Origin of the sequence: Streptomyces sp. NPDC048479 (genome assembly GCF_040651435.1) — a bacterium.
Lineage (GTDB): Bacteria > Actinomycetota > Actinomycetes > Streptomycetales > Streptomycetaceae > Streptomyces.
Genome location: NZ_JBEZKA010000005.1, coordinates 176463 through 198142, shown reverse-complemented (window position 1 = coordinate 198142; position 21680 = coordinate 176463). Strand labels below are relative to the sequence as shown.

The 21680-nt window shown below is 69.1% G+C and carries 23 protein-coding genes; 9 read left to right on the top strand and 14 right to left on the bottom strand.

Going from position 1 to position 21680, the window contains the following annotated elements:
* Positions 1-162: 162 nt before the first annotated feature.
* Entirely contained in the window at positions 163-810 is a 648-nt protein-coding gene (locus AB0D12_RS10490) for an HAD family hydrolase (protein WP_362679293.1), read from the bottom strand.
* A 70-nt stretch (positions 811-880) separates the two neighbouring features.
* Between AB0D12_RS10490 and AB0D12_RS10485 the strand changes: the two genes are divergently transcribed.
* The gene (locus tag AB0D12_RS10485; RefSeq protein ID WP_362679290.1) at positions 881-1240 is read left to right on the top strand and encodes a hypothetical protein; all 360 of its coding nucleotides are present in this window, start codon (positions 881-883) and stop codon (positions 1238-1240) included.
* A 2-nt stretch (positions 1241-1242) separates the two neighbouring features.
* Complete coding sequence (locus AB0D12_RS10480) at positions 1243-1716, top strand: hypothetical protein (protein WP_362679287.1); 474 nt, start codon at positions 1243-1245, stop codon at positions 1714-1716.
* Here AB0D12_RS10480 and AB0D12_RS10475 read toward each other — a convergent pair.
* The 3 genes from AB0D12_RS10475 to AB0D12_RS10465 form a co-directional block, all read right to left on the bottom strand.
* On the bottom strand, positions 1713-2216 hold the full coding sequence (locus AB0D12_RS10475; RefSeq protein ID WP_362679284.1) for a GNAT family N-acetyltransferase: 504 nt from the start codon (positions 2214-2216) through the stop codon (positions 1713-1715). The genes AB0D12_RS10480 and AB0D12_RS10475 overlap by 4 nt on opposite strands.
* A gap of 36 nt (positions 2217-2252) precedes the next feature.
* Entirely contained in the window at positions 2253-2786 is a 534-nt protein-coding gene (locus AB0D12_RS10470; RefSeq protein WP_362679281.1) for a sigma-70 family RNA polymerase sigma factor, read from the bottom strand.
* 86 nt (positions 2787-2872) lie between these two features.
* Positions 2873-4018: a glycerophosphodiester phosphodiesterase gene (locus AB0D12_RS10465; protein WP_362679278.1), complete on the bottom strand. Its 1146-nt coding sequence runs from the start codon at positions 4016-4018 to the stop codon at positions 2873-2875.
* Between the two features lie 192 nt (positions 4019-4210).
* Between AB0D12_RS10465 and AB0D12_RS10460 the strand changes: the two genes are divergently transcribed.
* Positions 4211-4927, top strand: coding sequence for a lysophospholipid acyltransferase family protein (locus tag AB0D12_RS10460; RefSeq protein ID WP_362679723.1), 717 nt, complete (start codon positions 4211-4213; stop codon positions 4925-4927).
* 164 nt (positions 4928-5091) lie between these two features.
* Here the strand turns inward: AB0D12_RS10460 and AB0D12_RS10455 are convergent, their stop codons facing one another.
* From AB0D12_RS10455 to AB0D12_RS10435, 5 genes are all read right to left on the bottom strand, one after another.
* On the bottom strand, positions 5092-6639 hold the full coding sequence (locus AB0D12_RS10455) for an MFS transporter (protein ID WP_362679276.1): 1548 nt from the start codon (positions 6637-6639) through the stop codon (positions 5092-5094).
* A complete protein-coding gene (locus AB0D12_RS10450) occupies positions 6636-7187 on the bottom strand; it encodes a TetR/AcrR family transcriptional regulator (RefSeq protein ID WP_362679273.1) in 552 nt (183 codons plus the stop codon). Before AB0D12_RS10450 ends, AB0D12_RS10455 begins: the two co-directional genes overlap by 4 nt.
* 136 nt (positions 7188-7323) lie before the next feature.
* Positions 7324-8157, bottom strand: coding sequence for an alpha/beta fold hydrolase (locus tag AB0D12_RS10445; protein ID WP_362679270.1), 834 nt, complete (start codon positions 8155-8157; stop codon positions 7324-7326).
* A 175-nt stretch (positions 8158-8332) separates the two neighbouring features.
* Positions 8333-9760 carry an argininosuccinate lyase gene (gene argH, locus AB0D12_RS10440; protein ID WP_362679267.1) on the bottom strand — a complete coding sequence of 476 codons (1428 nt, stop codon included), beginning with the start codon at positions 9758-9760 and terminating at the stop codon, positions 8333-8335.
* A gap of 116 nt (positions 9761-9876) precedes the next feature.
* Positions 9877-11070, bottom strand: a complete 1194-nt coding sequence (locus AB0D12_RS10435) for an argininosuccinate synthase (RefSeq protein WP_326648662.1) — start codon at positions 11068-11070, stop codon at positions 9877-9879.
* Positions 11071-11266: 196 nt separating this feature from the next.
* Between AB0D12_RS10435 and AB0D12_RS10430 the strand changes: the two genes are divergently transcribed.
* The 5 genes from AB0D12_RS10430 to AB0D12_RS10410 all read left to right on the top strand — a co-directional run bounded on the left by AB0D12_RS10430 (position 11267) and on the right by AB0D12_RS10410 (position 15806).
* Positions 11267-11854, top strand: coding sequence for a pyridoxamine 5'-phosphate oxidase family protein (locus AB0D12_RS10430; protein WP_362679264.1), 588 nt, complete (start codon positions 11267-11269; stop codon positions 11852-11854).
* A 77-nt stretch (positions 11855-11931) separates the two neighbouring features.
* On the top strand, positions 11932-12639 hold the full coding sequence (locus AB0D12_RS10425) for a L,D-transpeptidase family protein (RefSeq protein WP_362679260.1): 708 nt from the start codon (positions 11932-11934) through the stop codon (positions 12637-12639).
* Positions 12640-12751: 112 nt separating this feature from the next.
* Positions 12752-14119, top strand: a complete 1368-nt coding sequence (locus AB0D12_RS10420) for a ferredoxin reductase family protein (protein WP_362679721.1) — start codon at positions 12752-12754, stop codon at positions 14117-14119.
* An 8-nt stretch (positions 14120-14127) separates the two neighbouring features.
* On the top strand, positions 14128-15033 hold the full coding sequence (locus AB0D12_RS10415; RefSeq protein ID WP_362679257.1) for an FMN-binding protein: 906 nt from the start codon (positions 14128-14130) through the stop codon (positions 15031-15033).
* Complete coding sequence (locus AB0D12_RS10410) at positions 15033-15806, top strand: FAD:protein FMN transferase (protein WP_362679254.1); 774 nt, start codon at positions 15033-15035, stop codon at positions 15804-15806. The genes AB0D12_RS10415 and AB0D12_RS10410 overlap by 1 nt, the downstream gene beginning before the upstream one ends.
* A 20-nt stretch (positions 15807-15826) precedes the next feature.
* Here AB0D12_RS10410 and AB0D12_RS10405 read toward each other — a convergent pair whose 3' ends face one another.
* From AB0D12_RS10405 to argC, 5 genes are all read right to left on the bottom strand, one after another.
* Positions 15827-16363: an arginine repressor gene (locus AB0D12_RS10405; RefSeq protein ID WP_327322363.1), complete on the bottom strand. Its 537-nt coding sequence runs from the start codon at positions 16361-16363 to the stop codon at positions 15827-15829.
* A 10-nt stretch (positions 16364-16373) separates the two neighbouring features.
* Positions 16374-17582: an acetylornithine transaminase gene (locus AB0D12_RS10400; protein WP_362679251.1), complete on the bottom strand. Its 1209-nt coding sequence runs from the start codon at positions 17580-17582 to the stop codon at positions 16374-16376.
* The gene (gene argB / locus AB0D12_RS10395; RefSeq protein ID WP_362679248.1) at positions 17579-18490 is read right to left on the bottom strand and encodes an acetylglutamate kinase; all 912 of its coding nucleotides are present in this window, start codon (positions 18488-18490) and stop codon (positions 17579-17581) included. Before argB ends, AB0D12_RS10400 begins: the two co-directional genes overlap by 4 nt.
* Positions 18487-19638: a bifunctional glutamate N-acetyltransferase/amino-acid acetyltransferase ArgJ gene (gene argJ / locus AB0D12_RS10390; protein WP_362679245.1), complete on the bottom strand. Its 1152-nt coding sequence runs from the start codon at positions 19636-19638 to the stop codon at positions 18487-18489. The genes argB and argJ overlap by 4 nt, the downstream gene beginning before the upstream one ends.
* Positions 19639-19726: 88 nt before the next feature.
* A complete protein-coding gene (gene argC, locus AB0D12_RS10385) occupies positions 19727-20755 on the bottom strand; it encodes an N-acetyl-gamma-glutamyl-phosphate reductase (RefSeq protein WP_362679242.1) in 1029 nt (342 codons plus the stop codon).
* Positions 20756-21108: 353 nt separating this feature from the next.
* Here argC and AB0D12_RS10380 point away from each other — a divergent pair, with 353 nt between their 5' ends.
* On the top strand, positions 21109-21423 hold the full coding sequence (locus tag AB0D12_RS10380; RefSeq protein WP_362679239.1) for a hypothetical protein: 315 nt from the start codon (positions 21109-21111) through the stop codon (positions 21421-21423).
* Positions 21424-21680: the final 257 nt, after the last annotated feature.

Genomic DNA, 21680 nt, shown 5'->3' with positions numbered 1-21680 from the left:
CGCACATTCGACACATACAACGAGCACCGGGCGTCGTGATCGCCTCGGTCGCAAGGGTGCGGCTGCTCGTCCTGGTCATGTCGGCAAGTAAAGCAGACCTGCCTGCCGAGCGATCCAGGTTGTCCGAATAGCGGACATCCTTGATACAGCATTTGGACTGACTCATTCCGCCGCGGTGATCTCCACTCCCCCTCCGGCGGCCTGCACGGACACGGCCGAGAGGTCACGCACGACGACATCGGCGACGAGCTCGGAACGCTGGTGTGTTGTGGCCAAGCCCACGGTCCGCATACCGGCCGCGCGCCCCGCGGTCAGCCCCGCCGGCGCGTCCTCGAAGACGACGCAGCGCGCCGGATCCACGCCGAGCCGGCGCGCCCCGAGCAGGTACGGCTCCGGGTCGGGCTTACCGCGCTTGATGTCGTCGGCGGCGATCAGGCACTTGGGCCGGATGCCGACCTCTTCGAGCCTGGCTTCGGCAAGCCGCCGGGTCGCGGAGGTGACCACGGCCCAGCGGTCCGCAGGCAGCCGCGCAAGCAGCTCGGCGGTACCGGGCAGCAGGACGACTCCGCCGACCACGTCCTCGACCTCGAGCTGTTCGATACGGGCCAGGGCCTCGGGCACCATGTCCGCGGGCACCAGATCGGCGGCTATCTCCACGGCAGGGCGGCCGTGCCGTTCGACGCGGGCGAAGTCCTCCGCCGTGATTCCGTACTCCTGCGCCCAGAGGGTCCAGCAGCGGTCGACGGACTCCATCGAGGAGACGAGCGTTCCGTCGTTGTCGAACAGCAGGGCTTCGGCGTGGATCTTCATGGTCGTCGACCCTACGGGGCGCACGGGGCCGCGCGCATCGGGCCTTTTGGCCCGTAATACTCTCGGGTCCATGCTTGACGCCCTGACGGTCGCGGTCACCGTGACCGCGCTCGCCCTCGCCGCCTGGTGCGGCTTCGCCGCCTACCGCGATCAGCCCACCAAGGACTGGCACTTCATCGGCATGGCCGTGGTGTCGGTGCTGGCGCTCGCGCAACTGGTGGTCGGGGTCGTGCAGCTGGCGAGCGGCGACAAGGCGCAGGAGGGCACCGCGATCTTCATCGCGTATCTGATCGGCTCGTTCGCCGCGGTACCGGCGGCGGGCTTCCTGTCGCTGGCCGAGCGGACCCGCTGGGGCTCGGCGACGGTCGCGGCCGGCGCGGTGGTACTGGCAGTGCTCGAAGTACGGCTCTACGACATCTGGGGAGGCTGACGATGGCCGAGCCCGTCACCGGAGCGAAGCAGGCGCAGCAGACGAAGCAGCGGACCAAGCTGGTCCAGGGACCTGGAGTGCTGCTGGTCTGGCTGTACGGCGTGATGTCGGTGGGCGCGGTGTCGCGCTCGGTCTACCAGATCCTCACCGACTACGACTCGGCGCCGCTCGCCCGTACGCTCTCCGCCGTCGCGGCCGTGGTGTACGCGTTCATCACGTACACCCTCGTCCGCGGCGGAGAGACGGCCCGCAGGGCGGCACTGGTGTGCTGCGCCGCCGAGCTCGCGGGGGTACTGATCGTCGGGACCTGGACCGTGGTGGAGCCGTCCGCCTTCCCGGACGCGACGGTCTGGTCGAAGTACGGCATGGGCTACATCTTCATCCCGGTCCTGCTGCCGGTCACCGGAATGCTCTGGCTGCGCCGGTCCCGTACGGACGCGACGCAGCCCGACGGTCAGGACGGCCAGGTCGGCTAGGCGCTGGCGACATACGCGCGCGCCTCGGACTCCTTCTCCAGCGTGACGAGTGTGAGCCTCGGGCCGACCTGCTCGCTGGACACCTGGACATAGCCGCGGCTGCGGTACAACCGCAGATTGCTCTCGCTGCGATGGCCGGTGAAGAGCTGCAACCGCTTGGCGGCCGGCTCCCCGGCGAAGCGCTCCTCGATCGCGTCCAGCAGCCGTCCGCCCAGGCCGTGGCGCTGCATCCGTGGATGGACGATGAGCTTGGCGATGCGGGCCGTCCCGCCCTCGTCGACCCTGCCGCGTACGGAAGCCACCACCTCGTCACCCAGCCGGGCCACCAGGGCATGGCCCAGCGCTATTTCGGCCCGCAGACTCTCGAGGGACTGGGTGAGGGGCTCGATTCCGTAGTCGCCGTAGAGTTCGGCCTCGGTCTGGTAGCACAGATACTGCAGCTTCAGGATGTGCTCCGCATCCTGCGCCGCTGCCGCTGAGATGGTCACGCTCATGCCCATGTGCGCATGCCTCCCGCTCACCTGTCCGCCGGTTGTCTACCGCTCCTTTCCCCCGTGTTCAGGAGCGCCAACCTCTGCCGTCAGCATTCTGCGCAGGCATCCCAGGCAGCGGGAACGCATCGGCCCCAGACTGCCCTGTGAGATTCCCAACGCCCCTGCGATTTCCCGGTAGGTCGGGTCGTCCGGGGACAGCATCGCGGTGAGCAGCCGCGGGCAGTTGCCGGGCGTCCGTGCGACGGCGGCCCGCAGCGAGAGGTGCCGCTCCGCCCGGAGCGCGGTGCGTTCGGGACTGCCGGCCGGGTCGGCTGAGGGCTCCTGGCCGTACGGGAGTTCACGGGCGGCCGTCCGCCGGGCGCGGCGCGCTTCCGCTCGTACGGCCGACTTGACCCAGCGGGCGGCGTCCGGCGGCGGCCCGTCACGGTCGAGTCGCTCGAGCAGCCGCACCCAGACGGCCTGTTCGAGGTCGCCGGCCTCCAACGCGGTGCCCGGCGCCTCGGCCGTGGCCTCCGCGCTCACCAGCGGGCGCAGCGCGCGGACCACATGGGCGGGGGTGTCTTCGAGAAGCGTCATGTCCGGCGGGACGTGCCGCCGCGCGGCGGCGGTTGCCGCGAGACGGCACAGTCACCCGTTCGGGCAGGTCGGGGGTCGTCTGTGCGTCAGCCGCGGAAGTCGGCGGCGGCCAGCAGACCCGTGTCCGAGTTGTCGGTGAAGATCCCGTCGATGCCGGTCTCGAAGTAGACCTTGAAGGCGCCGAAGGCGTCGCCGTAGGCGTTCGGGTCCGTGCCGCGCCGGAAGTCGGCGGGCAGGAAGGTGTTCTCGTTGCGCATCGTGTACGGGTGCAGGATCAGTCCCTCGGCGTGCGCGTCCCGCACCAGTGTCGTCTGCGTGCCCAGCTTGCCGTTCGCGTCCTTCGGGATGATCAGGTCGAGGGTCGGGCCGATGCCCTGCGCGTACGACGCGATCCACTTCAGGCCCTCGGGCTTGACGAGATCGGCGACCGTGCGCGGGTCGCCCGCCTGGACGAAGTCCCAGGGGCGGGTGTTCGCGGCCGACAGCAGGACGACGCGCGGCGAGTCGACAAGCCCGGCCAGCCGCTGGATGCTGCTCGGCTCGAACGACTGGAGAAACACGGGCGAGTTGCGGCGGTCGCGTCCGTACCGGCGCAGCAGCCTGGCAAGTCGCTCCTCGAGTCCGAGTCCGAGCCCCCGGAAGTAGGTGGGGTGCTTGGTCTCGACATGGAGCCAGACGGGACGGCCGCGCCGGTGGCCCTCCTTCTCGGCCCAGCGCAGCACCTCCTCGAAGGTGGGAATCGCCCAGCGGCCGTCGTAGAGGGTGTTCTCCTGGCGGTTGGCGGGGATCCGCTCCTTGGCGCGCAGCGTCTTCAGCTCGGCGAGCGTGAAGTCCTCGGTGAACCAGCCGGTGAGGCTGACGCCGTCGATGGACCTGGTGGTCTTGCGGGACGCGAACTCCGGGTGGGCCGCGACATCCGTCGTACCGGTGATGTCGTTCTCGTGACGGCATACGAGGTGGCCGTCCTTGGTCGGCACCAGGTCCTGCTCGATGACATGCGCGCCCATGTCGAGGGCCAGCTGGTAGGAGCCGAGAGTGTGCTCGGGCCGGTAGCCACTGGCGCCACGGTGGGCGATCACCGTCGGGGAGGGCAGGTCCCTGTACGAACCATGTCCGCTGTCGCGCTCGTCGGCCCGTGCCGCCGTGGAGCCGAGCCCGAGGGCGGCCGTGCCGAGCACCGCCGCTCCCAGTACGGTCCGACGCCCGGGACTTCCGTCCGCACCCTGTGTCATCGACGTTCCTCCGTGTGATGTCCCGCACCTGTCAAGCGATGCCCGATGGTAGGCAGCTACGCCTTCCATACGGCAGAGCCTGGACGAACGCAGTGGAAACACACGTCAACACTGCGTATCCGATCGATGAACCCGATGTGCGATCAGGTGTGACCCACGAGTATCGTCCTCACCTGCACAGACTTCGCCGCCATACCGTCCGCCCCCACGACACCCGCACATGACACGGAGGACCCGTTGTCCCGCTTGTCGCTCATCAAGGCAGTGCTAGGACCGATCCTGCGCCTGATGTTCCGCCCACGTGTGGAAGGTGCCGAAAACATCCCGGGGACGGGGCCGGTCATCCTCGCCGGAAACCACCTCACGTTCATCGACTCGATGATCCTTCCGCTGGTCTGCGCCCGTCCGGTCCACTTCATCGGCAAGGACGAGTACGTGACGGGCACGGGCGTCAAGGGCCGGCTGATGGCCTGGTTCTTCACGGGCAGCGGCATGATCCCGGTGGACCGCGACGGTGCCAACGGCGGTGTCGCCGCGCTGATGACCGGCCGCCGGGTGCTGGAGGAGGGCAGGATGTTCGGCATCTACCCGGAGGGCACCCGCTCCCCCGACGGGCGGCTCTACCGGGGCCGTACGGGCATCGCGCGGCTCACGCTGATGACCGGCGCGCCCGTGGTTCCGTTCGCGATGATCGGCACCGACAAGCTGCAGCCGGGCGGCGCCGGTCTGCCGCGGCCGGGCCGCGTGACGGTCCGCTTCGGCGAGCCGATGGAGTTCTCGCGCTACGACGGCATGGACCGCGACCGCTATGTGCTGCGCGCGGTGACCGACTCGGTGATGACCGAGGTCATGGAGCTGTCGGGCCAGGAGTACGTGGATATGTACGCGACGAAGGCGAAGGCGGCCTGAGCCGGTCGCTCCGGGGTGACGCGAAGTTGTGAGAAGGGCCGGGCCCCAGGCGGGTCCGGCCCTTCTTTCGTCGTCACTCACCCTTGTGGCCGCTGGGGGCCTGACGGATATTCGAGGCTTTACGGCGCTCAGGGACGCACTGCCGTTCGATGCCTTACGGGTGCTTACGGGTGCTCGAGGCCTTCCTCGAGCTTCTGGCCGCGCAGCATGAACCACGCCGCGACGGCCGTCGCGAAGAGTACGGCCGCGCCGATCGCTCCCGCCGACTGGAAGCCGTCGGTGAAGGCGTCCTGCGCTGCCGACAGCATCGCCGCGCCCTGATCCTGCGGCAGGTCCTTGGCCGACTCGACCGCGCCGCCGAGTGAGTCGTGCGCCGACGCGGCCGCCTCGGCGGGGACGCCGGGCGGAGCGGTGAAGCCGCGGTAGATACCGGTCACGATGGATCCGAGCACCGCGATGCCGAGCGCCGCGCCCAGTTCGTATGCAGTCTCCGACACCGCGGAGGCCGCACCCGCCTGCTCCTTGGGCACGCTGGAGAGGATGACGTCCGCGGTCACGGTGAAGGCGAGACCCGCTCCGACACCGCCGATGAACAGGTCGATACCGAGCGCCAGGACTCCGGTGGACGCGCTGACCGCCGTACAGGCCGCGAGCGCGAGTCCGACCGCTGTCAGTCCGCCGGCCACCACGCTGCGTACGGAGGCTCTGCGGGCGAGACAGCCGGCCAGCAGACCCGCGCCCACCGCACCGATCGCGGCGGGCAGTTCGATCAGTCCCGCCTCCAACGGCGTGCGCATCTGCACCAGTTGCAGGAACTGCGAAAGGAAGAAGACCAGTCCGGACAGGCCGAGAATGGTCAGCAGATCGGCGAGGACCGCACCGGAGAAGCCGCGGTGGTGGAAGAGCCGCATGTCCAGCAGTGGCGAGTCGAGCGTCAGCTGCCGCCGGGCGAACCAGTACAGAGCGGCCAGTCCGATGATCGCGGCCGCCGCGTTGTCCCAGCGGAAGCCGTGCACCGCCGCCTCCTTGACGGCGTAGACGACGCTGACCATGCCGATCAGCGAGAGGCCGACACTGATCAGGTCCCAGGGTCCGGGGCGGGGGTCGCGGGACTCCGGCAGCAGTTTGACGCCGACCAGGACCAGAACCGCCATCACGGGCAGGTTGATCAGGAAGACCGAGCCCCACCAGAAGTTCTCCAGCAGGAAGCCGCCGACGACAGGTCCGACCGCGGCGCCCGCGGAGGCCGCCGCGCCCCAGACGCCGACCGCGAGGCTGCGCTCCTTGGGGTCGTGGAAGATATTGCGGATCAGCGCGAGCGTGGACGGCATCAGGGTGGCGCCCGCGACACCGAGCAGGGCGCGTGCGAGAATCATCAACTCCGGGCTCGTGGCGTATGCGTTGAGCACGGAGACCGCACCGAACGCGACCGCGCCGATCAGCAGCAGCTTCTTGCGGCCGATACGGTCACCGAGGCTGCCCATTGAGACGAGCAGACCGGCGATGACGAACGAGTAGACGTCGCCGATCCAGAGCAGCTGGGTGCCGGAGGGCTGCAGGTCCTCGCTGAGGAACGGCGTGGCGAGGCCGAGCACGGTCGCGTCGACGGCGACGAGCAGCACGGCAAGGACGAGTACCGCGAGCGCGAGCCAGCGCCCGGGGCGGTACAGGGTTTCGTCCGTCCGCCTCGTGCGCTGGACGGTGCTGCTCATTTCTCCACACTCCGTCGTGCTCCGCCGAGCAGCAGCTCGGCGATCATGTACTGGAAGTCGTTCTTGGCGACCCGGCCGTCCATGACGGCCCAGGCGCAGGCGCCGATGAGTCCGTAGAGAGCCTCGGTCAGCCATGCGGGCGGCAGGTCGATACGGAACTCGCCCTGTTCCTGGCCGCGCCGGAAGAGCGCGGACACCCGGGCGTCGAGCCTGGCCCAGCCCTCGTTGATCTGGTCGCCCTCGAAGAGCTGATTCTCGGTGACGAGAAATGCGAGCAGATCGGCGGCGGATTCCATCTCGGCGATGAGCCGTCGCAGCCCCTCCCCGGCCCCGCCCTCATCGAGCCGCGTCCGGTCGAGCGCGGCCTCGAACTCCTGGATACCGAGCTGTTCCAGGGCTTTGATCAGCGCGTCCCGCCCCGCGAAGTGCCGATGAAGGGTGGCCCGCCCAATACCGGCGGCACGTGCGACCTCGTCCATGGTGGCGGTGGACTTACGGGAGAGGAGGGCGGCGGCTTCGTGCAGCACATGGGTGCGATCGACAGGCATGAGACAACCATACCCCACGTGAGACAGATTTGTCTCATACGGGGAATGCGCGTCTCACCCGCAGCATCGGTCGGGAATGCAAAAGCCGCCTGACTGGCCATGAGGCTGGGCCAGGCGGCTGAGGGTCAGCGGAAGGTCAGCCGACGGGCAGGCAGTCGGGCCGGAAACCCGGATCGGCGGGACCCGATCGCTCCAGGGCGTTCAGCACCCACTGGGCGACGACAAGGTCCTTCGGAGCCTGGTCGTGCTCCGAAGTGTTGAGCGGACAGGCGTCCTGGAGCAGCACATTGGTGACGTACTGGCGAGAACCGCTGAGATAGGCACTGGTGTACGGCAACACGACCTCGTCATACCGAGTGGCGATCTGCGTGTAGTCGGGGCCGACCGGCGCCTCGGGAGCGGCGTTGAGCTTCGTCAGCAGTTCGGAGCCGGTTGTCTGGTCCACGCAGGAAGGGCAGACGGTGGCGCCGGCGGCGAGCGCCAGCGGGTTGCTGGTGCCGTGGTTGGACGGCACGATGCCGACCAGATCGTCCACCTTTGTCGCGCCGCCGAGGAACTTCACGTAGTAGCGCGGCATCATGCCGCCCTGGCTGTGGCCGACGAGGTCGGCTTTCCTGGCACCCGTTGCGTTGAGCACGGTGTCGACGAAGTCGCGCAACTGCGCCGCCGAGTCGGGGATCGGGGCGGTGGCCGCGTCGCCGTAGTCGAACGCGAAGACGCAGTAGCCCTCTGCCGCCAGCTTCGGCGAGAGCGTGGCCCAGTTCTCCGCCATCGTCTTGAAGGTGCCGTTGACCAGGACGACGGGCTGCGGGTGCGCCGCGTCCGGCTTGCAGGACCAGTCGTTCGCACCGGGCGGGGCGACGGCAGGCTCCGAGGCCGAGGCGTTTCCGGATGCGGCGAGCCCCGCCGCGCCGAGTACCGCCACCGCGGCGGCCGAGATCAACGGGCGGATGAGGTTGCGTAGACGCATGGCGTGGGGCCTTTCCGTGCGCCGGTCGTAAGGCCGAAGACGTTCGGCAATGCCGACCGGGTTACGGAATATTTGCTTCCAAGTTACTGAGGCGTCAAGACGTGCGTCGTCGGAAAATGTCACACCGGCCAGGGCAGATGCCCTGGCCGGTGTGACTGCGGCTCACGCATGAATGTCAGCGCTTGACGTCCGCCCACGCCCGCTGCACGGCCAAGTCGGCCTTCACCTCTGCCAGTTGGACGGCCACGGCCGAGGGCGCCGTACCGCCGCGACCGTTTCGTGAGGCCAGCGCGCCGGGCACATCGAGGACCTTACGGACATCTGGCGTAAGATGCGGTGAAATCTCGGCAAACTGTGCGTCTGTCAGTTGGTCGAGCTCGATGCCGTGCGCCTCGCACTCCTTGACGCATTCGCCGGCGACCTCGTGCGCCACCCGGAACGGCACGCCCTGCTTCACCAGCCACTCCGCGATGTCCGTCGCGAGCGAGAAGCCGGCCGGGGCCAGCTCCTCCATCCGCTCCCGGTTGACCGTCAGCGTCGCCATCATCCCGGTGAAGGCCGGGAGCAGCACCTCGAGCTGGTCGCAGGAGTCGAAGACCGGCTCCTTGTCCTCCTGAAGGTCGCGGTTGTACGCGAGCGGCAGCGCCTTCAGCGTCGCCAGCAGACCGGTCAGATTTCCGATGAGCCGGCCGGACTTGCCACGCGCCAGCTCCGCGATGTCCGGATTCTTCTTCTGCGGCATGATCGACGACCCGGTCGAGAAGGCGTCGTGCAGGGTCACGAAGGAGAACTCCTTCGTGTTCCAGATGATGACCTCCTCCGCGATCCGGGAGAGGTTCACGCCGATCATCGCGGTGATGAAGGCGAACTCGGCGACGAAGTCACGCGAGGCCGTGCCGTCGATGGAGTTCGCGGACGAGCCGTGTTCGAAGCCGAGGTCCGCGGCGACCGCCTCCGGGTCGAGACCCAGCGACGATCCGGCCAGGGCGCCCGATCCGTACGGAGAGACCGCCGTGCGCTCGTCCCACTGCCGCAGCCGCTCCGCGTCCCGGGAGAGGGACTGGACATGGGCGAGCACATGGTGGGCGAAGAGCACGGGCTGGGCGTGCTGGAGGTGCGTACGGCCCGGCATGGCGACGTCCGGGTGTGCCTCGGCAAGGCCGACCAGCGCGTCCTGAAGCTCGGCGATCAAGCCGCCGATGATCCGGGCGTGGTCGCGCAGATACATCCGGAAGAGCGTCGCGACCTGGTCGTTCCTGGACCGTCCTGCCCGCAGCTTGCCGCCGAGGTCCAGGCCGAGGCGCTCCAGGAGACCGCGCTCCAGCGCGGTATGGACGTCCTCGTCGGCGATCGTGCCGACGAAGGAGCCGTCGGCGACATCGGCTTCGAGCCGGTCGAGGCCGGCCAGCATCCGCGTCAGCTCGTCCTCGGTGAGCAGGCCGGCCTTGTGGAGCACACGCGCGTGGGCGCGGGAGCCCGCGATGTCGTACGGCGCGAGCCGCCAGTCGAAGTGGACCGACGCCGACAGCTTCGCCAGCGCCTCGGCCGGACCGTCGGCGAAACGGCCGCCCCAGAGCCGCATGTCACCGTTGTTGCTGCTCACAGCTGAAGCTCCTCAAGAGGGTGGATGTGCGCCCTCCCCCTGGGCCCTGCGAGCCTGGGGGACCCCCGCCCCGCCGCGGAGGAACGGGGAGGGGCGGCTGTCGTACGCGTATCGAATCAGGCGAGGTCGCGCCGCGCCGCGATCTTCGACGACAGGCCGAAGATCTCGATGAAGCCCTGCGCCTTCGACTGGTCGAACGTGTCGCCCGAGTCGTACGTCGCCAGGTTGAAGTCGTACAGCGACTCCTCGGACTTCCGGCCGGTGACGACAGCGCGACCGCCCTGCAGAGTCATCCGGATGTCACCGGTGACATGCTGGTTGGCCTCGTTGATGAAGCCGTCCAGGGCGCGCTTGAGCGGGGAGAACCACAGGCCGTCGTAGACCATCTCGCCCCAGCGCTGCTCGACCTGCCGCTTGTAGCGGGCCAGCTCGCGCTCGACCGTGACGTTCTCCAGCTCCTGGTGGGCGGTGATCAGCGCGATCGCGCCCGGAGCCTCGTACACCTCACGGGATTTGATGCCGACAAGACGGTCCTCGACCATGTCGATCCGGCCGATGCCCTGCGCGCCGGCCCGCTCATTGAGCTGCTGGATCGCCTGAAGGACGGTGACGGGCTTGCCGTCGATGGCGACCGGGACGCCCTCCTTGAAGGAGATGACGACCTCGTCGGCCTCGCGCTGCACGGCCGGGTTCGAGGTGTATTCGTAGATGTCCTCGATCGGCCCGTTCCAGATGTCCTCCAGGAAGCCGGTCTCGACGGCCCGCCCGAAGACGTTCTGGTCGATGGAGTACGGCGACTTCTTGGTGGTCGCGATGGGGAGCTGCTTCTCCTCGCAGAAGGCGATCGCCTTGTCCCGGGTCATGGCGTAGTCACGGACCGGGGCGATGCACTTCAGATCGGGGCCGAGCGCGGAGATACCGGCCTCGAACCGCACCTGGTCATTGCCCTTGCCGGTGCAGCCGTGAGCGACGATACCGGCGTTGTGCTTCTTGGCGGCGGCGACGAGGTGCTTGACGATCGTCGGCCGGGAGAGGGCGGAGACCAGCGGGTAGCGGTCCATGTAGAGGGCGTTGGCCTTGATCGCCGGGAGGCAGTACTCGTCGGCGAATTCATCCTTGGCGTCGGCCACCTCGGCCTCGACGGCACCGCAGGCGAGCGCGCGCTTGCGGATGACGTCCAGGTCCTCGCCGCCCTGGCCGACGTCCACGGCAACGGCGATGACCTCGGCGCCCGTCTCCTCGGCGATCCAGCCGATGGCGACGGAGGTGTCCAGACCGCCCGAGTAGGCGAGTACGACGCGCTCGGTCACTGGTTTCTCCTTACGATGCATTCGGTGATGGGTATAACTATGCAGTCCTCCGTATGTTTTGTCAACGCGGTCCGTACGGCCCGTACGGACCGTGCCTCGCCAGGAGCGCGAGACGAATATCGGAGCCCGGGACCGCCTGATACGGGAGCCCGGAACCGCCTGCCCCGGTGATCGATCACCGCGGATAATCCCTCGTATGGGACAGCGCTACGAACGAATAGAAGGCCGCATCCGCAGCTTCATCGAGCAACAGCCCGTCTTCTTCACCGCCACCGCCCCACTCGGCGGCGAGGGGCATATCAACCTCTCCCCCAAGGGCCGCAGCGGCACGCTCGTCGTCATCGACGAGCTGACCCTGGCCTATCTCGACTTCGGCGGCAGCGGCGCCGAGACCATCGCTCACCTCCGTGAGGAGGGGAATGGGCGCATCACGCTGATGTGGTGCGCGTTCACCGGCCCGCCCAAGGTGCTGCGCGTGCACGGCAGCGGTGAGGCGATCTTCCGCGACGACCCGCGCTGGGCCGATGTCATCCCGCACTTCAAGGAGGTCGACGGGCCGAGCGCCCGCGCGATCATCGTCATCCACGCGCTGCGGATCAGCGACGCCTGCGGTTTCGCCGTGCCCTTCATGGAGTACCAGGAGGAGCGCACGCAGCACGCAGAGCACTTCGGCCGTAAGTCGGACGAGGAGTTCGCCGCGTACTGCGAGAAGAAGGACCACGTCGGAGTGAGCCTGGACGGGCTGCCTGCGCTGCCGCTCCCCCTCCCCGCGCGTACGGACTGACTCCGGGAAGCGTCCGGGTGCGCGTACGGCGCAGTCCGGGCGGCGCGCCCCCCGCGTCGCGCGTACGGTCATGAACCATGCGCCCCGGACTCGCACTTGGCTCCGTGCTCCTTCTGCTCGCCGCAGGTACGGTCGCGGCCGTCCCCGGCCGCGCGGCCACGCTCCCCGAACGGATGGCCGACACGGGCGGCGGCACCCAGCTGATCACCGCCGAGGCCCCGAGCGCCGGCTCCACCACGGGCCAGGTCACCTGGTGGGACCGGCGCCGCGACGGGCGGTGGGTGACGGCGGGCTCGGCCGTGGCGCGGTTCGGCGCGAAGGGCCTGGTCGAGGGCGGTAGCCGGAAACAGAGCACCTTCACCACCCCGACCGGGCTGTACGGCCTGCCGTACGCCTTCGGGACCAGGGCCGCTGCCGCCTCGACCGACTACCCCTACCGCCGGGTGACGGAGAAGTCCTGGTGGTGCCAGGACAACGGATCCCGCGCGTACAACCGCTGGGTGGAGGGGCTGCCCGCAGACTGCCGGGCTGCCGAGTCCGAGCATCTGGTCACGTTCGCGACGCAGTACGCCCGGGCCCTGGTCATCGGCTTCAACTACGACCGTCCGGTGCACGGTCGGGGCGCCGGTATCTTCCTCCATGTCAACGGGCGTGGCGCGACAGCCGGTTGTGTGTCTGTGCCGGACGCGGCCATGCGCCGGATCCTGGCCTGGGCCGACCAGCACCGCGACCCGCACATCGCCATCGGCACCGCTTCGGGACGCACTGCCGTCACGCGCTACTGACCGGGCTTGGCAACGTCACATATTGCACAAGCGCCCCTCGCGTTGAACTCCACGCGCCTCGTATGCGTATCCCCGTACGCGAAAGAGGTACAGCCGAGGAGCAGTCGTGGCGATGTTGCAGAGCGGTCGGGCCGCAAGACGCCAGACCATGCGGGCGATCCGGCCCCAGCGTGACCCGGCGGTGGCACTGCTGGCCGTCGCCTGGGCAGGGGCGGTGGCCGTGCTGTCCCTGTGGTGGCAGAACACTGCGGTGGTGCATATGACCACCGCCGAGTGGCTGATCGGTGCCGGAAGGATCACCGGTCTGCTGGGCGGATACATGATCGCGCTGGTGGTGCTGCTGATGGCACGCGTCCCGGCGCTGGAACGGCGGGTGGGGTCCGACCGGGTGACCCGCTGGCACGCGATGAGCGGCCGCTACGCGATCAGTCTGATCGTCGCGCATGTCGTGCTGACCGTCTGGGGATACGCCGTCCAGGCCCGTACCGGCCTCGTGGAGCAGACCGTCACCGTCGTCGTCGACTTCCCCGAAATGATCAAGGCGGCGATCGGCACCGGGCTCCTGCTGCTCATCGGCTTCGTCTCGGCCGGGGCGGTACGCCGACGGATGTCGTACGAGACGTGGTACTACCTGCACCTTCTCACCTATGTCGCGGTGTATCTGACCTTCTGGCACCAGCTGGCGACGGGTGCCGAGTTCGCGGCGAACCCGATGGTGCGCACCGTCTGGTACGTGCTGTACGGAGCGGTCGGCGCACTGCTGCTCTGGTACCGCGTCCTGTCGCCCGTCCGGCTCAATCTCTGGCACCGGATGCGGGTCGAGTCGACCGTGGACGAGGCACCCGGTGTGGTCTCCGTGCTGATCACCGGGCGACGGCTGCACCGGCTCGGTGCCGAGGCGGGTCAGTTCTTCCGCTGGCGGTTCCTCACCAAGGGGCTGCGCTGGAGCGCCAATCCGTACTCTCTCTCCGCCCCGCCCCGCCCCACCCTGATGCGTATCACCGTCAAGGCGGTCGGGAAGCACAGCACGGCCCTCTCCCGGCTGGAGCCGGGGACGCGGATCTGGGCAGAAGGCCCCTACGGAGCCATGACCGCCGGCCGCCGGAGCCGCAACAAAGTGCTGCTGATCGCGGGCGGCGCCGGGATCACCCCGCTGCGCGCGCTGTTCGAGACGCTGCCCGGCGGCCCGGGCGACCTGACGCTGCTCTACCGGGCCAGCAAGAGGCAGGACCTGGCGCTCTGGAACGAGCTCGAGCAGATCGCTCAGCGCCGGGACGCACAGCTGATGTACGCGGTGAACGGTCCCGACGGTGCCCGGCCCGAGATCACCGCCGAGCGGCTGACGGAGGTGCTGCCCGACATCGACGAGCACGACGTCTATCTCTGCGGGCCGCCCGGTCTCGCCGAGGAGTCGTACCAGGCACTGCGCGAAGCAGGAGTGCCGTCCCGCCGGATCCACCACGAGTCCTTCGAGATGTGAGGCCGTCCTTGAAGAGGAAACATCCGCTTCGCCGGATCATGATCGGCGCCGCCGCCACCGTGTCAGGTGTCGTCCTGCTGCTCGCACTGAAGCAGCCGGGCAACACCGTGGCCGGGGCCTCGTCGCAGGCCGGGGCTCAGGTGCCGCCCGCCGGCTCGGTGTCCGCCGGGAACGGGGCCGGGGCCGCGGGGGGACAGACGGTGCTCGGTGACGTCGCCGGCACGCAGTACGGCGACGTCCAGGTCCAGCTCACGCTCAACGGCGGCAGAATCACCGGGGCACAGGCGGTGAAGGCGCCCAGCGCCGACGCCAGGAGCCGGCAGGTCGCCGCCGACGCGATCCCCAAGCTCAACCAGGCCGTGATGACGGCGCAGAGCGCGCAGATCGACGCCGTCTCCGGGGCCAGCTACACGAGCCAGGGCTACATCAAGTCCCTGCAGAGCGCACTCGACAAGGCCGGGACTGCGGGGACTGCAGGGGCGGCGGGCGGCGGCGCCGGGGATTCCGGCAGCGAAGGGTCCGGCGCGCAGGCCGGTGCACAACCCGGAGCAGGGACGCAGCCCGGGGGAGACTCGGGTTCCGGTGCGGGCTCGGGCTCCGGCTCCGGCTCCGGCTCCGGCTCCGGTGGCGCCCAGGCGACGAAAACCGTCCTCGGCGACGTGGCCGACACCCAGTACGGCCCCGTGCAGGTCCGTATCACGGTCAGCGGCGGCAAGGTCACCGCGGCCGACGCCGTCAAGGCGCCCAGCGCTGACGCCAACAGCCGGCAGATCGCCGCCAAGGCTGTGCCCAGACTGAACCAGACAGCGGTCACGGCGCAGAGCGCGCAGATCGACGCGGTCTCCGGGGCCAGCTACACCAGCCAGGGCTACATCAAGTCCCTGCAGAGCGCACTCGACAAGGCAGGTCTGTGATGCCCGCCGGGGAGCGCCTGCGCCATGTCGAGCACTCCATGGGCACGGTTTTCTCGTTCGACATCCGTATCGCCACCGGCAGCGACTCTCCCAGGGTGCGCGCCGGACTCGCCGCCGCCGTGGTCGGTCTGCACCGCGTGGACGAGATCTTCTCGACGTACCGTCGGGACAGCCAGCTCAGCCGACTCGCCCGCGGCGAACTCTCGCTCGGGGACTGTGTCACCGAGGTCGCCGAAGTGCTCGAGCTGTGCGCGGACGCGGAGCGGGATAGCGACGGCTGGTTCACCGCCCGCTACGCCGGCGAGCTCGATCCGACCGGTCTGGTCAAGGGCTGGGCGGTGGAGTGCGCGGTCCGCATGCTCGCCTCGTCCGGTGCGGATTCGGTCTGCCTCAACGGAGGCGGCGACATCCAGCTGTACGGCGGCCCCTGGCGGGTGGGCGTCAGTGATCCGCTGCACCCGGGCGAGCTCGTCACGGTGATCGAGGCCGACGAGGGCCTCGCCGTCGCCACATCGGGCCCGGCCGAGCGCGGCTGCCACATTCTCGACCCGCGCACCCGCCGGCCACCCGCCGAGGCGATGGCGTCGATGACGGTCGTCTGCCCGGGGCTGACCCACGCGGACGCCCGGGCGACTGCCGCGTACGCCATGGGCGGGCGGGCCCGCGACTGGCTGGAGGAGCTGCCCGATACCGAGGGCTTTGCGGTCAATGCCGACGGCAGTACCTGGCGGACCAGCGGATTCGCCCGCCACACGGCGAAGTTGACGGCCTGACGACGGGACCGCCGGTGGCCTCAGCGGTCGTTCTGGGCCAGGCGCAGCAGATGGTCCGCAAGCGCCTGGCCGCCGTTCGGGTCGCGGCTGATCAGCATCAGTGTGTCGTCGCCCGCGATCGTGCCGAGGATGTCGTGCAGTTCGGCCTGGTCGATGGCCGAGGCGAGGAACTGGGCCGCGCCCGGAGGCGTACGCAGCACCACGAGGTTGGCGGAGGCCTCGGCGGAGATGAGCAGTTCGGCCGAGAGGCGCCGCATGCGCTCCTCCTTGGCCGACTCCCCGAGCGGGGCCTGTGGGGTGCGGAAGCCACCCTCGCTGGGCACCGCGTAGATCAGCTCACCGCCGGTGTTGCGGAGCTTCACCGCGCCGAGCTCGTCGAGGTCGCGGGAGAGCGTCGCCTGGGTGACGCTCAGTCCGTTGTCCGCCAGGAGCTTCGCCAGCTGGCTCTGCGACCGCACCGGCTGCCGGTTGAGGATGTCCACGATCCGGCGGTGGCGGGCCGTGCGGGTCTGCGGTACGGCGGGCCCGCCGTGCTCGGTGTCCTGCGCCTCGGTCATCGTCGTCGTCTCATTCCCCGGATCGTCCTTCCCCGTACGCACCGTCGAGGATGCCCGGAAGCGCCTGGAGGAACGCGTCCACTTCCGCGTCACCGATGATCAGTGGCGGCATGAGCCGCACGACATCGGGAGCGGGAGCGTTCACCAGGAAACCGGCATCCTGAGCTGCCTGCTGCACCTGCGGTGCGAGGGGCTCGGTGAGCACGATACCCAGCAGCAGGCCCTCGCCACGGACGTGGGAGACCAGCGGGTGGCTGTGCTTGCCGTCGGCGCCCTCGATTCCGTCGCGCAACTTCTCGCCGAGGCGCTTCACCTCGTCGAGGACTCCGTCGGCCGCGAGGGTGTCGAGCACGGCGAGTCCGGCCGCGCAGGCGACCGGGTTGCCGCCGAACGTCGTGCCGTGCTGGCCGGGCCGGAGCAGGTCCGCGGCCTGGCCGAAGGCGACGGTCGCGCCGATCGGGAGCCCGCCGCCGAGACCCTTGGCGAGCGTGACGACATCGGGCTCCACGCCCTGGTGTGCCTGGTACTCGAACCAGTGGCCGGTCCGCCCGATACCCGTCTGGATCTCGTCGAGGACGAGCAGCGTGCCGGTGGCCCGGGTGATTTCCCGGGCGGCCTCCAGATAGCCCTTGGGCGGGACGACCACGCCGTTCTCGCCCTGGATCGGCTCGATGACGACCAGCGCGGTCTCTTCGGTGACCACCGCCCGCAGCGCCTCGGCATCGCCGTACGGGACGTGTGTGACGTCTCCCGGCAGCGGCAGGAACGGCTCCCGCTTGCCCGGCTGGCCGGTGAGGGCCAGGGAGCCCATCGTGCGGCCGTGGAAGCCGCCGTCGGTGGCGACCATGTGCGTGCGGCCCGTCAGCCGGCCGATCTTGAAGGCGGCTTCGTTGGCCTCCGCGCCGGAGTTGCAGAAGAAGACGCGGCCGGGGCGGCCGAAGAGCTGGATCAGCCGCTCGGCGAGTGCGACGGGGGGCTCGGCGACGTAGAGGTTGGAGACATGGCCGAGGGAGGCAATCTGCCGGGAGACGGCGTCGACGACGGCGGGGTGGGCGTGGCCGAGCGCGTTCACGGCGATGCCACCGACGAAGTCGGTGTACTCGGTGCCGTCCGCGTCCCAGACCTTGGCTCCCTCGCCGCGTACGAGGGAAAGCTTCGGCGTGCCGTAGTTGTCCGTCATCACGCCCTGCCAGCGCTGTGTGAGCTCCTCGTTGCTCATGACTCCCCCTCTAGCGGTAGCTGTCCGTCGGGCACGACCATCGTGCCGATGCCCTCGTCGGTGAAGATCTCCAGCAGGATCGAGTGCTGGACCCGGCCGTCGATCACGCGCGCGGTGTTGACCCCGTTGCGTACGGCGTGCAGACAGCCCTCCATCTTGGGGACCATGCCGCTGGAGAGGTCGGGCAGCAGCTTCTCCAGCTGGGTGGCGGTGAGCCTGCTGATCACTTCGTCGCTGTTCGGCCAGTCCTCGTAGAGGCCCTCGACATCGGTGAGGACCATCAGTGTCTCGGCGCCCAGCGCGGCGGCGAGTGCAGCCGCGGCGGTGTCGGCGTTGACGTTGTAGACATGGTTGTCGTCGGCGGAGCGCGCGATGGAGGAGATGACCGGGATACGGCCGTCCCCCAGGAGCGCCTCGATGGCGCCCGTGTCGATCTTGGTGATCTCACCGACGCGGCCGATGTCGACCAACTCGCCATCGATCTGCGGCTGGTGCTTGGTGGCGGTGATGGTGTGGGCGTCCTCGCCGGTCATGCCGACGGCGAGTGGGCCGTGCTGGTTGAGCAGCCCGACGAGCTCACGCTGGACCTGACCGGCCAGCACCATCCGTACGACGTCCATGGCCTCGGGGGTGGTGACCCTCAGGCCCGCCTTGAACTCGCTGACCAGGCCGTGCTTGTCGAGCTGGGCGCTGATCTGCGGACCGCCGCCGTGGACCACGACCGGCTTGAGGCCGGCGTGGCGCAGGAAGACGACATCCTGCGCGAAGGCCGCCTTGAGGTCCTCGTCGATCATGGCGTTGCCGCCGAACTTGATGACGACGGTCTTTCCGTTGTGCCGGGTCAGCCAGGGCAGCGCCTCGATGAGGATCTGGGCCTTCGGCAGCGCGGTGTGCTTACGGGCGCTCATGAGGAGTACGCGCTGTTCTCGTGGACGTAGTCGGCGGTGAGGTCGTTGGCCCAGATCACGGCGGAATCGGACCCGGCGGAGAGGTCGGCGGTGATCTTCACCTCGCGGTAGCGCATGTCGACCAGGTCCCGGTCCTCGCCGACGCTGCCGTTCTTGCAGACCCAGACGTCGTTGATGGCGACGTTCAGCCGGTCGGGCTCGAAGGCGGCCTGCGTGGTGCCGATGGCGGAGAGCACCCGGCCCCAGTTGGGGTCCTCGCCGTGGATGGCGCACTTGAGGAGGTTGTTACGGGCGATGGAGCGGCCCACCTCGACGGCGTCGTCCTCGGTCGCGGCGTTGATGACCTCGATACGGATGTCCTTGCTGGCGCCCTCGGCGTCACCGATCAGCTGGCGGGCGAGATCGTCGCAGACGGTCCGAACGGCCTCGGCGAACTCCTCGTACCGGGGTGTGAGCTCACTGGCTCCGGAGGCGAGCAGCAGCACGGTGTCGTTGGTGGACATACAGCCGTCGGAGTCGATCCGGTCGAAGGTCTGCCGGGTGGCGTCGCGCAGCGCCTTGTCGAGCGTCGCGGCCTCGAGGTCGGCATCGGTGGTGAGGACGACGAGCATGGTGGCGAGGCCGGGGGCGAGCATGCCGGCGCCCTTGGCCATACCCCCGACGGTCCAGCCGTCCTTGGTGACCACAGCGGTCTTGTGGACGGTGTCGGTGGTCTTGATGGCGATGGCGGCCTTCTCACCGCCGTGCGCGGAGAGCTCGGTGGCGGCCTTCTCGATGCCGGCGACGATCTTGTCCATCGGCAGCAGCAGACCGATCAGCCCGGTGGACGCGACGGCGACCTCGCCGGCACTCTGGCCGAGCACCTCGGCGGCCTTCTCTGCGGTCGCGTGGGTGTCCTGAAAACCCTGCGGGCCCGTACAGGCGTTGGCGCCACCGGAGTTGAGGACGACGGCGGTGACTTCGCCGCCGCGGAGGACCTGCTCGGACCAGAGGACGGGCGCGGCCTTGACGCGGTTGGAGGTGAAGACGCCCGCGGCGGCGCGGCGGGGACCGTTGTTGACCACGAGGGCCAGGTCCGGATTGCCGTTCTCCTTGATCCCGGCGGCGATGCCCGCCGCCGTGAATCCCTTGGCTGCCGTGACGCTCACTGCATCTCCTTGTTCGTTTCTCCGCCCGCGCGGCACGGCGGTGCGGCTTTCGTAGTTGTCAGCAGCCCGGCGGCTGCGCGTGCGTCGCTCACGGAGCGACTCCGATCGTGGAAAGTCCGGTGTCCTCGGGGAGCCCGAGGGCCAGGTTCATGCTCTGCACCGCGCCGCCCGCGGTGCCCTTGGTGAGGTTGTCGATGGCGCTGATCGCAATGATGCGGCCGGCGGCCTCGTCGTACGCGACCTGGATCTGGACGGCGTTCGACCCGTGGACGGAGGCGGTGGCGGGCCACTGGCCCTCGGGGAGCAGGTGGACGAACGGCTCGTCCTGGAGCGCCTTCTCGTACGCGGTCCGTACGTCCTGAGCCGTCGTGCCCGGCTTCGCCTTCGCGCTGCACGTGGCGAGAATGCCGCGAGCCATGGGCGCCAGCGTGGGCGTGAAGGAGACGGTGACCCGCTCGCCGGCCGCCGTGCTCAGGTTCTGGATCATCTCGGGGGTGTGGCGGTGGCTGCCGCCGACGCCGTACGGGCTCATCGAGCCCATCACCTCGGAGCCGAGCAGATGCGGCTTGGGCGTCTTGCCCGCGCCGGAGGTGCCGGAGGCGGCGGTGATCACCGCTTCGGCCTCGGCGAGCGACGCCGCGTATGCCGGGAAAAGGGCGAGCGTGACGGCGGTGGGATAGCAACCGGGTACGGCGATGCGCTTGGTCCCTTGCAGCGCGGCACGGGCGCCCGGCAGTTCGGGGAGGCCGTAGGGCCAGGTCCCGGCGTGCGGCGAGCCGTAGAACGTCTCCCAGTCGGCCGCGTCCTCCAGCCGGAAGTCGGCGCCCATGTCGACGACGAGGACCTCGTCGCCGAGCTGCTCGGCGACGGCGGCGGACTGACCGTGCGGGAGCGCGAGAAAGACAACCTCGTGCCCGGTGAGTACCTCAGCGGTGGTCGGCTCGAGCACCCGCCCGGCGAGCGGGAGCAGATGCGGCTGCAGGCCACCGAGCTTCTGGCCCGCGTTGGAGTTGCCGGTGAGGGCGCCGATCTCGATCTCAGGGTGGGCGAGGAGCAGCCGGAGGAGTTCTCCGCCCGCGTAACCGCTCGCTCCTGCCACTGCTGCTCGTACCGCCATCGAGTCCTCCTCGTCGATGGCATGACTATACGCAGCTCTGCAGATTTATGCAATCGACTGGAGGGGAAGGGCGGCGACCTCGTTGTGACCGAGAATTTTAGTTGGCGAACGAGCACGCTAGTTGGCGAATCTTGGTCCCGTAACGCTGCGTTGCGATCGGTTCCGAGAAATGTCGCCGTTGCCGGTCGCGTGGTGCTGCTGTGGGTACGTGGGCGAGGCAGCGAGAGCGAAGATCCCGTCGGATTCAAGTCATCTGGACCAACTTGTCACGGCGTACGACGGGGATGCCGGGCTTGCGGGATCGGCTGCTGCTCGGGGAGGGCTGGTCGCGTCGATGGAGCTCGACGTGGCGGGTGGGTGCCGGCGAGGTCTGCTGGCCGATCCGGGATATGGCTCACGTGCCGGTGCTGTCGTCCCGGCCCATGCGGGGCTTCACGTGGCGGGCGAAGCAGCGGCATCGACCCGGGCTTGAGGTGATGGCGTCAACGGGCAAGACACACGGCTTCGAGTCGCTGGAGGAGATGCGGCTGCTGGTCGCCCTGGACTTCCTGGGCGCATCGGAGGTGCTGTCGCAGCCGTTCCGGCTGGACTTCGAGCACGCAGGCGGGGACACGTTAGCATTCTCTTCTGCTTTGCCGCGAATTCTTCGGCTACTAGAGCCGCAATAAGGCGCTCCCGGAATTCTGCGCTACTCATGCTGATTGTAGGCTCCTCGACCGCAGCGTCCAATTCTTTGGAAGAATCTGCAGGTGGAGTTGCAGTCAGAACGGCCAGTTCGGTAGTACCGGCTTGGCCGCGAGCCTCTCTAATTGCAGATCGGAGGCTCTTGGCAATCCCGCTCAATTTCCGCTTTATAGCTGGCGCGACGACCTCCTTGAAAACGGGGACGACAAATTCCCTTACGACTGCCTCGAGCGCTTCCGCT

Coding starts and splice junctions, on each gene's coding strand:
- AB0D12_RS10490 (WP_362679293.1), bottom strand. CDS start 810: ATGAAGATCCACGCCGAAGCCCTGCTGTTCGACAACGACGGAACGCTC.
- AB0D12_RS10485 (WP_362679290.1), top strand. CDS start 881: ATGCTTGACGCCCTGACGGTCGCGGTCACCGTGACCGCGCTCGCCCTC.
- AB0D12_RS10480 (WP_362679287.1), top strand. CDS start 1,243: ATGGCCGAGCCCGTCACCGGAGCGAAGCAGGCGCAGCAGACGAAGCAG.
- AB0D12_RS10475 (WP_362679284.1), bottom strand. CDS start 2,216: ATGGGCATGAGCGTGACCATCTCAGCGGCAGCGGCGCAGGATGCGGAG.
- AB0D12_RS10470 (WP_362679281.1), bottom strand. CDS start 2,786: ATGACGCTTCTCGAAGACACCCCCGCCCATGTGGTCCGCGCGCTGCGC.
- AB0D12_RS10465 (WP_362679278.1), bottom strand. CDS start 4,018: ATGACACAGGGTGCGGACGGAAGTCCCGGGCGTCGGACCGTACTGGGA.
- AB0D12_RS10455 (WP_362679276.1), bottom strand. CDS start 6,639: ATGAGCAGCACCGTCCAGCGCACGAGGCGGACGGACGAAACCCTGTAC.
- AB0D12_RS10450 (WP_362679273.1), bottom strand. CDS start 7,187: ATGCCTGTCGATCGCACCCATGTGCTGCACGAAGCCGCCGCCCTCCTC.
- AB0D12_RS10445 (WP_362679270.1), bottom strand. CDS start 8,157: ATGCGTCTACGCAACCTCATCCGCCCGTTGATCTCGGCCGCCGCGGTG.
- AB0D12_RS10430 (WP_362679264.1), top strand. CDS start 11,267: ATGGGACAGCGCTACGAACGAATAGAAGGCCGCATCCGCAGCTTCATC.
- AB0D12_RS10425 (WP_362679260.1), top strand. CDS start 11,932: ATGCGCCCCGGACTCGCACTTGGCTCCGTGCTCCTTCTGCTCGCCGCA.
- AB0D12_RS10420 (WP_362679721.1), top strand. CDS start 12,752: ATGTTGCAGAGCGGTCGGGCCGCAAGACGCCAGACCATGCGGGCGATC.
- AB0D12_RS10410 (WP_362679254.1), top strand. CDS start 15,033: ATGCCCGCCGGGGAGCGCCTGCGCCATGTCGAGCACTCCATGGGCACG.
- AB0D12_RS10405 (WP_327322363.1), bottom strand. CDS start 16,363: ATGACCGAGGCGCAGGACACCGAGCACGGCGGGCCCGCCGTACCGCAG.
- AB0D12_RS10400 (WP_362679251.1), bottom strand. CDS start 17,582: ATGAGCAACGAGGAGCTCACACAGCGCTGGCAGGGCGTGATGACGGAC.
- argB (WP_362679248.1), bottom strand. CDS start 18,490: ATGAGCGCCCGTAAGCACACCGCGCTGCCGAAGGCCCAGATCCTCATC.
- argC (WP_362679242.1), bottom strand. CDS start 20,755: ATGGCGGTACGAGCAGCAGTGGCAGGAGCGAGCGGTTACGCGGGCGGA.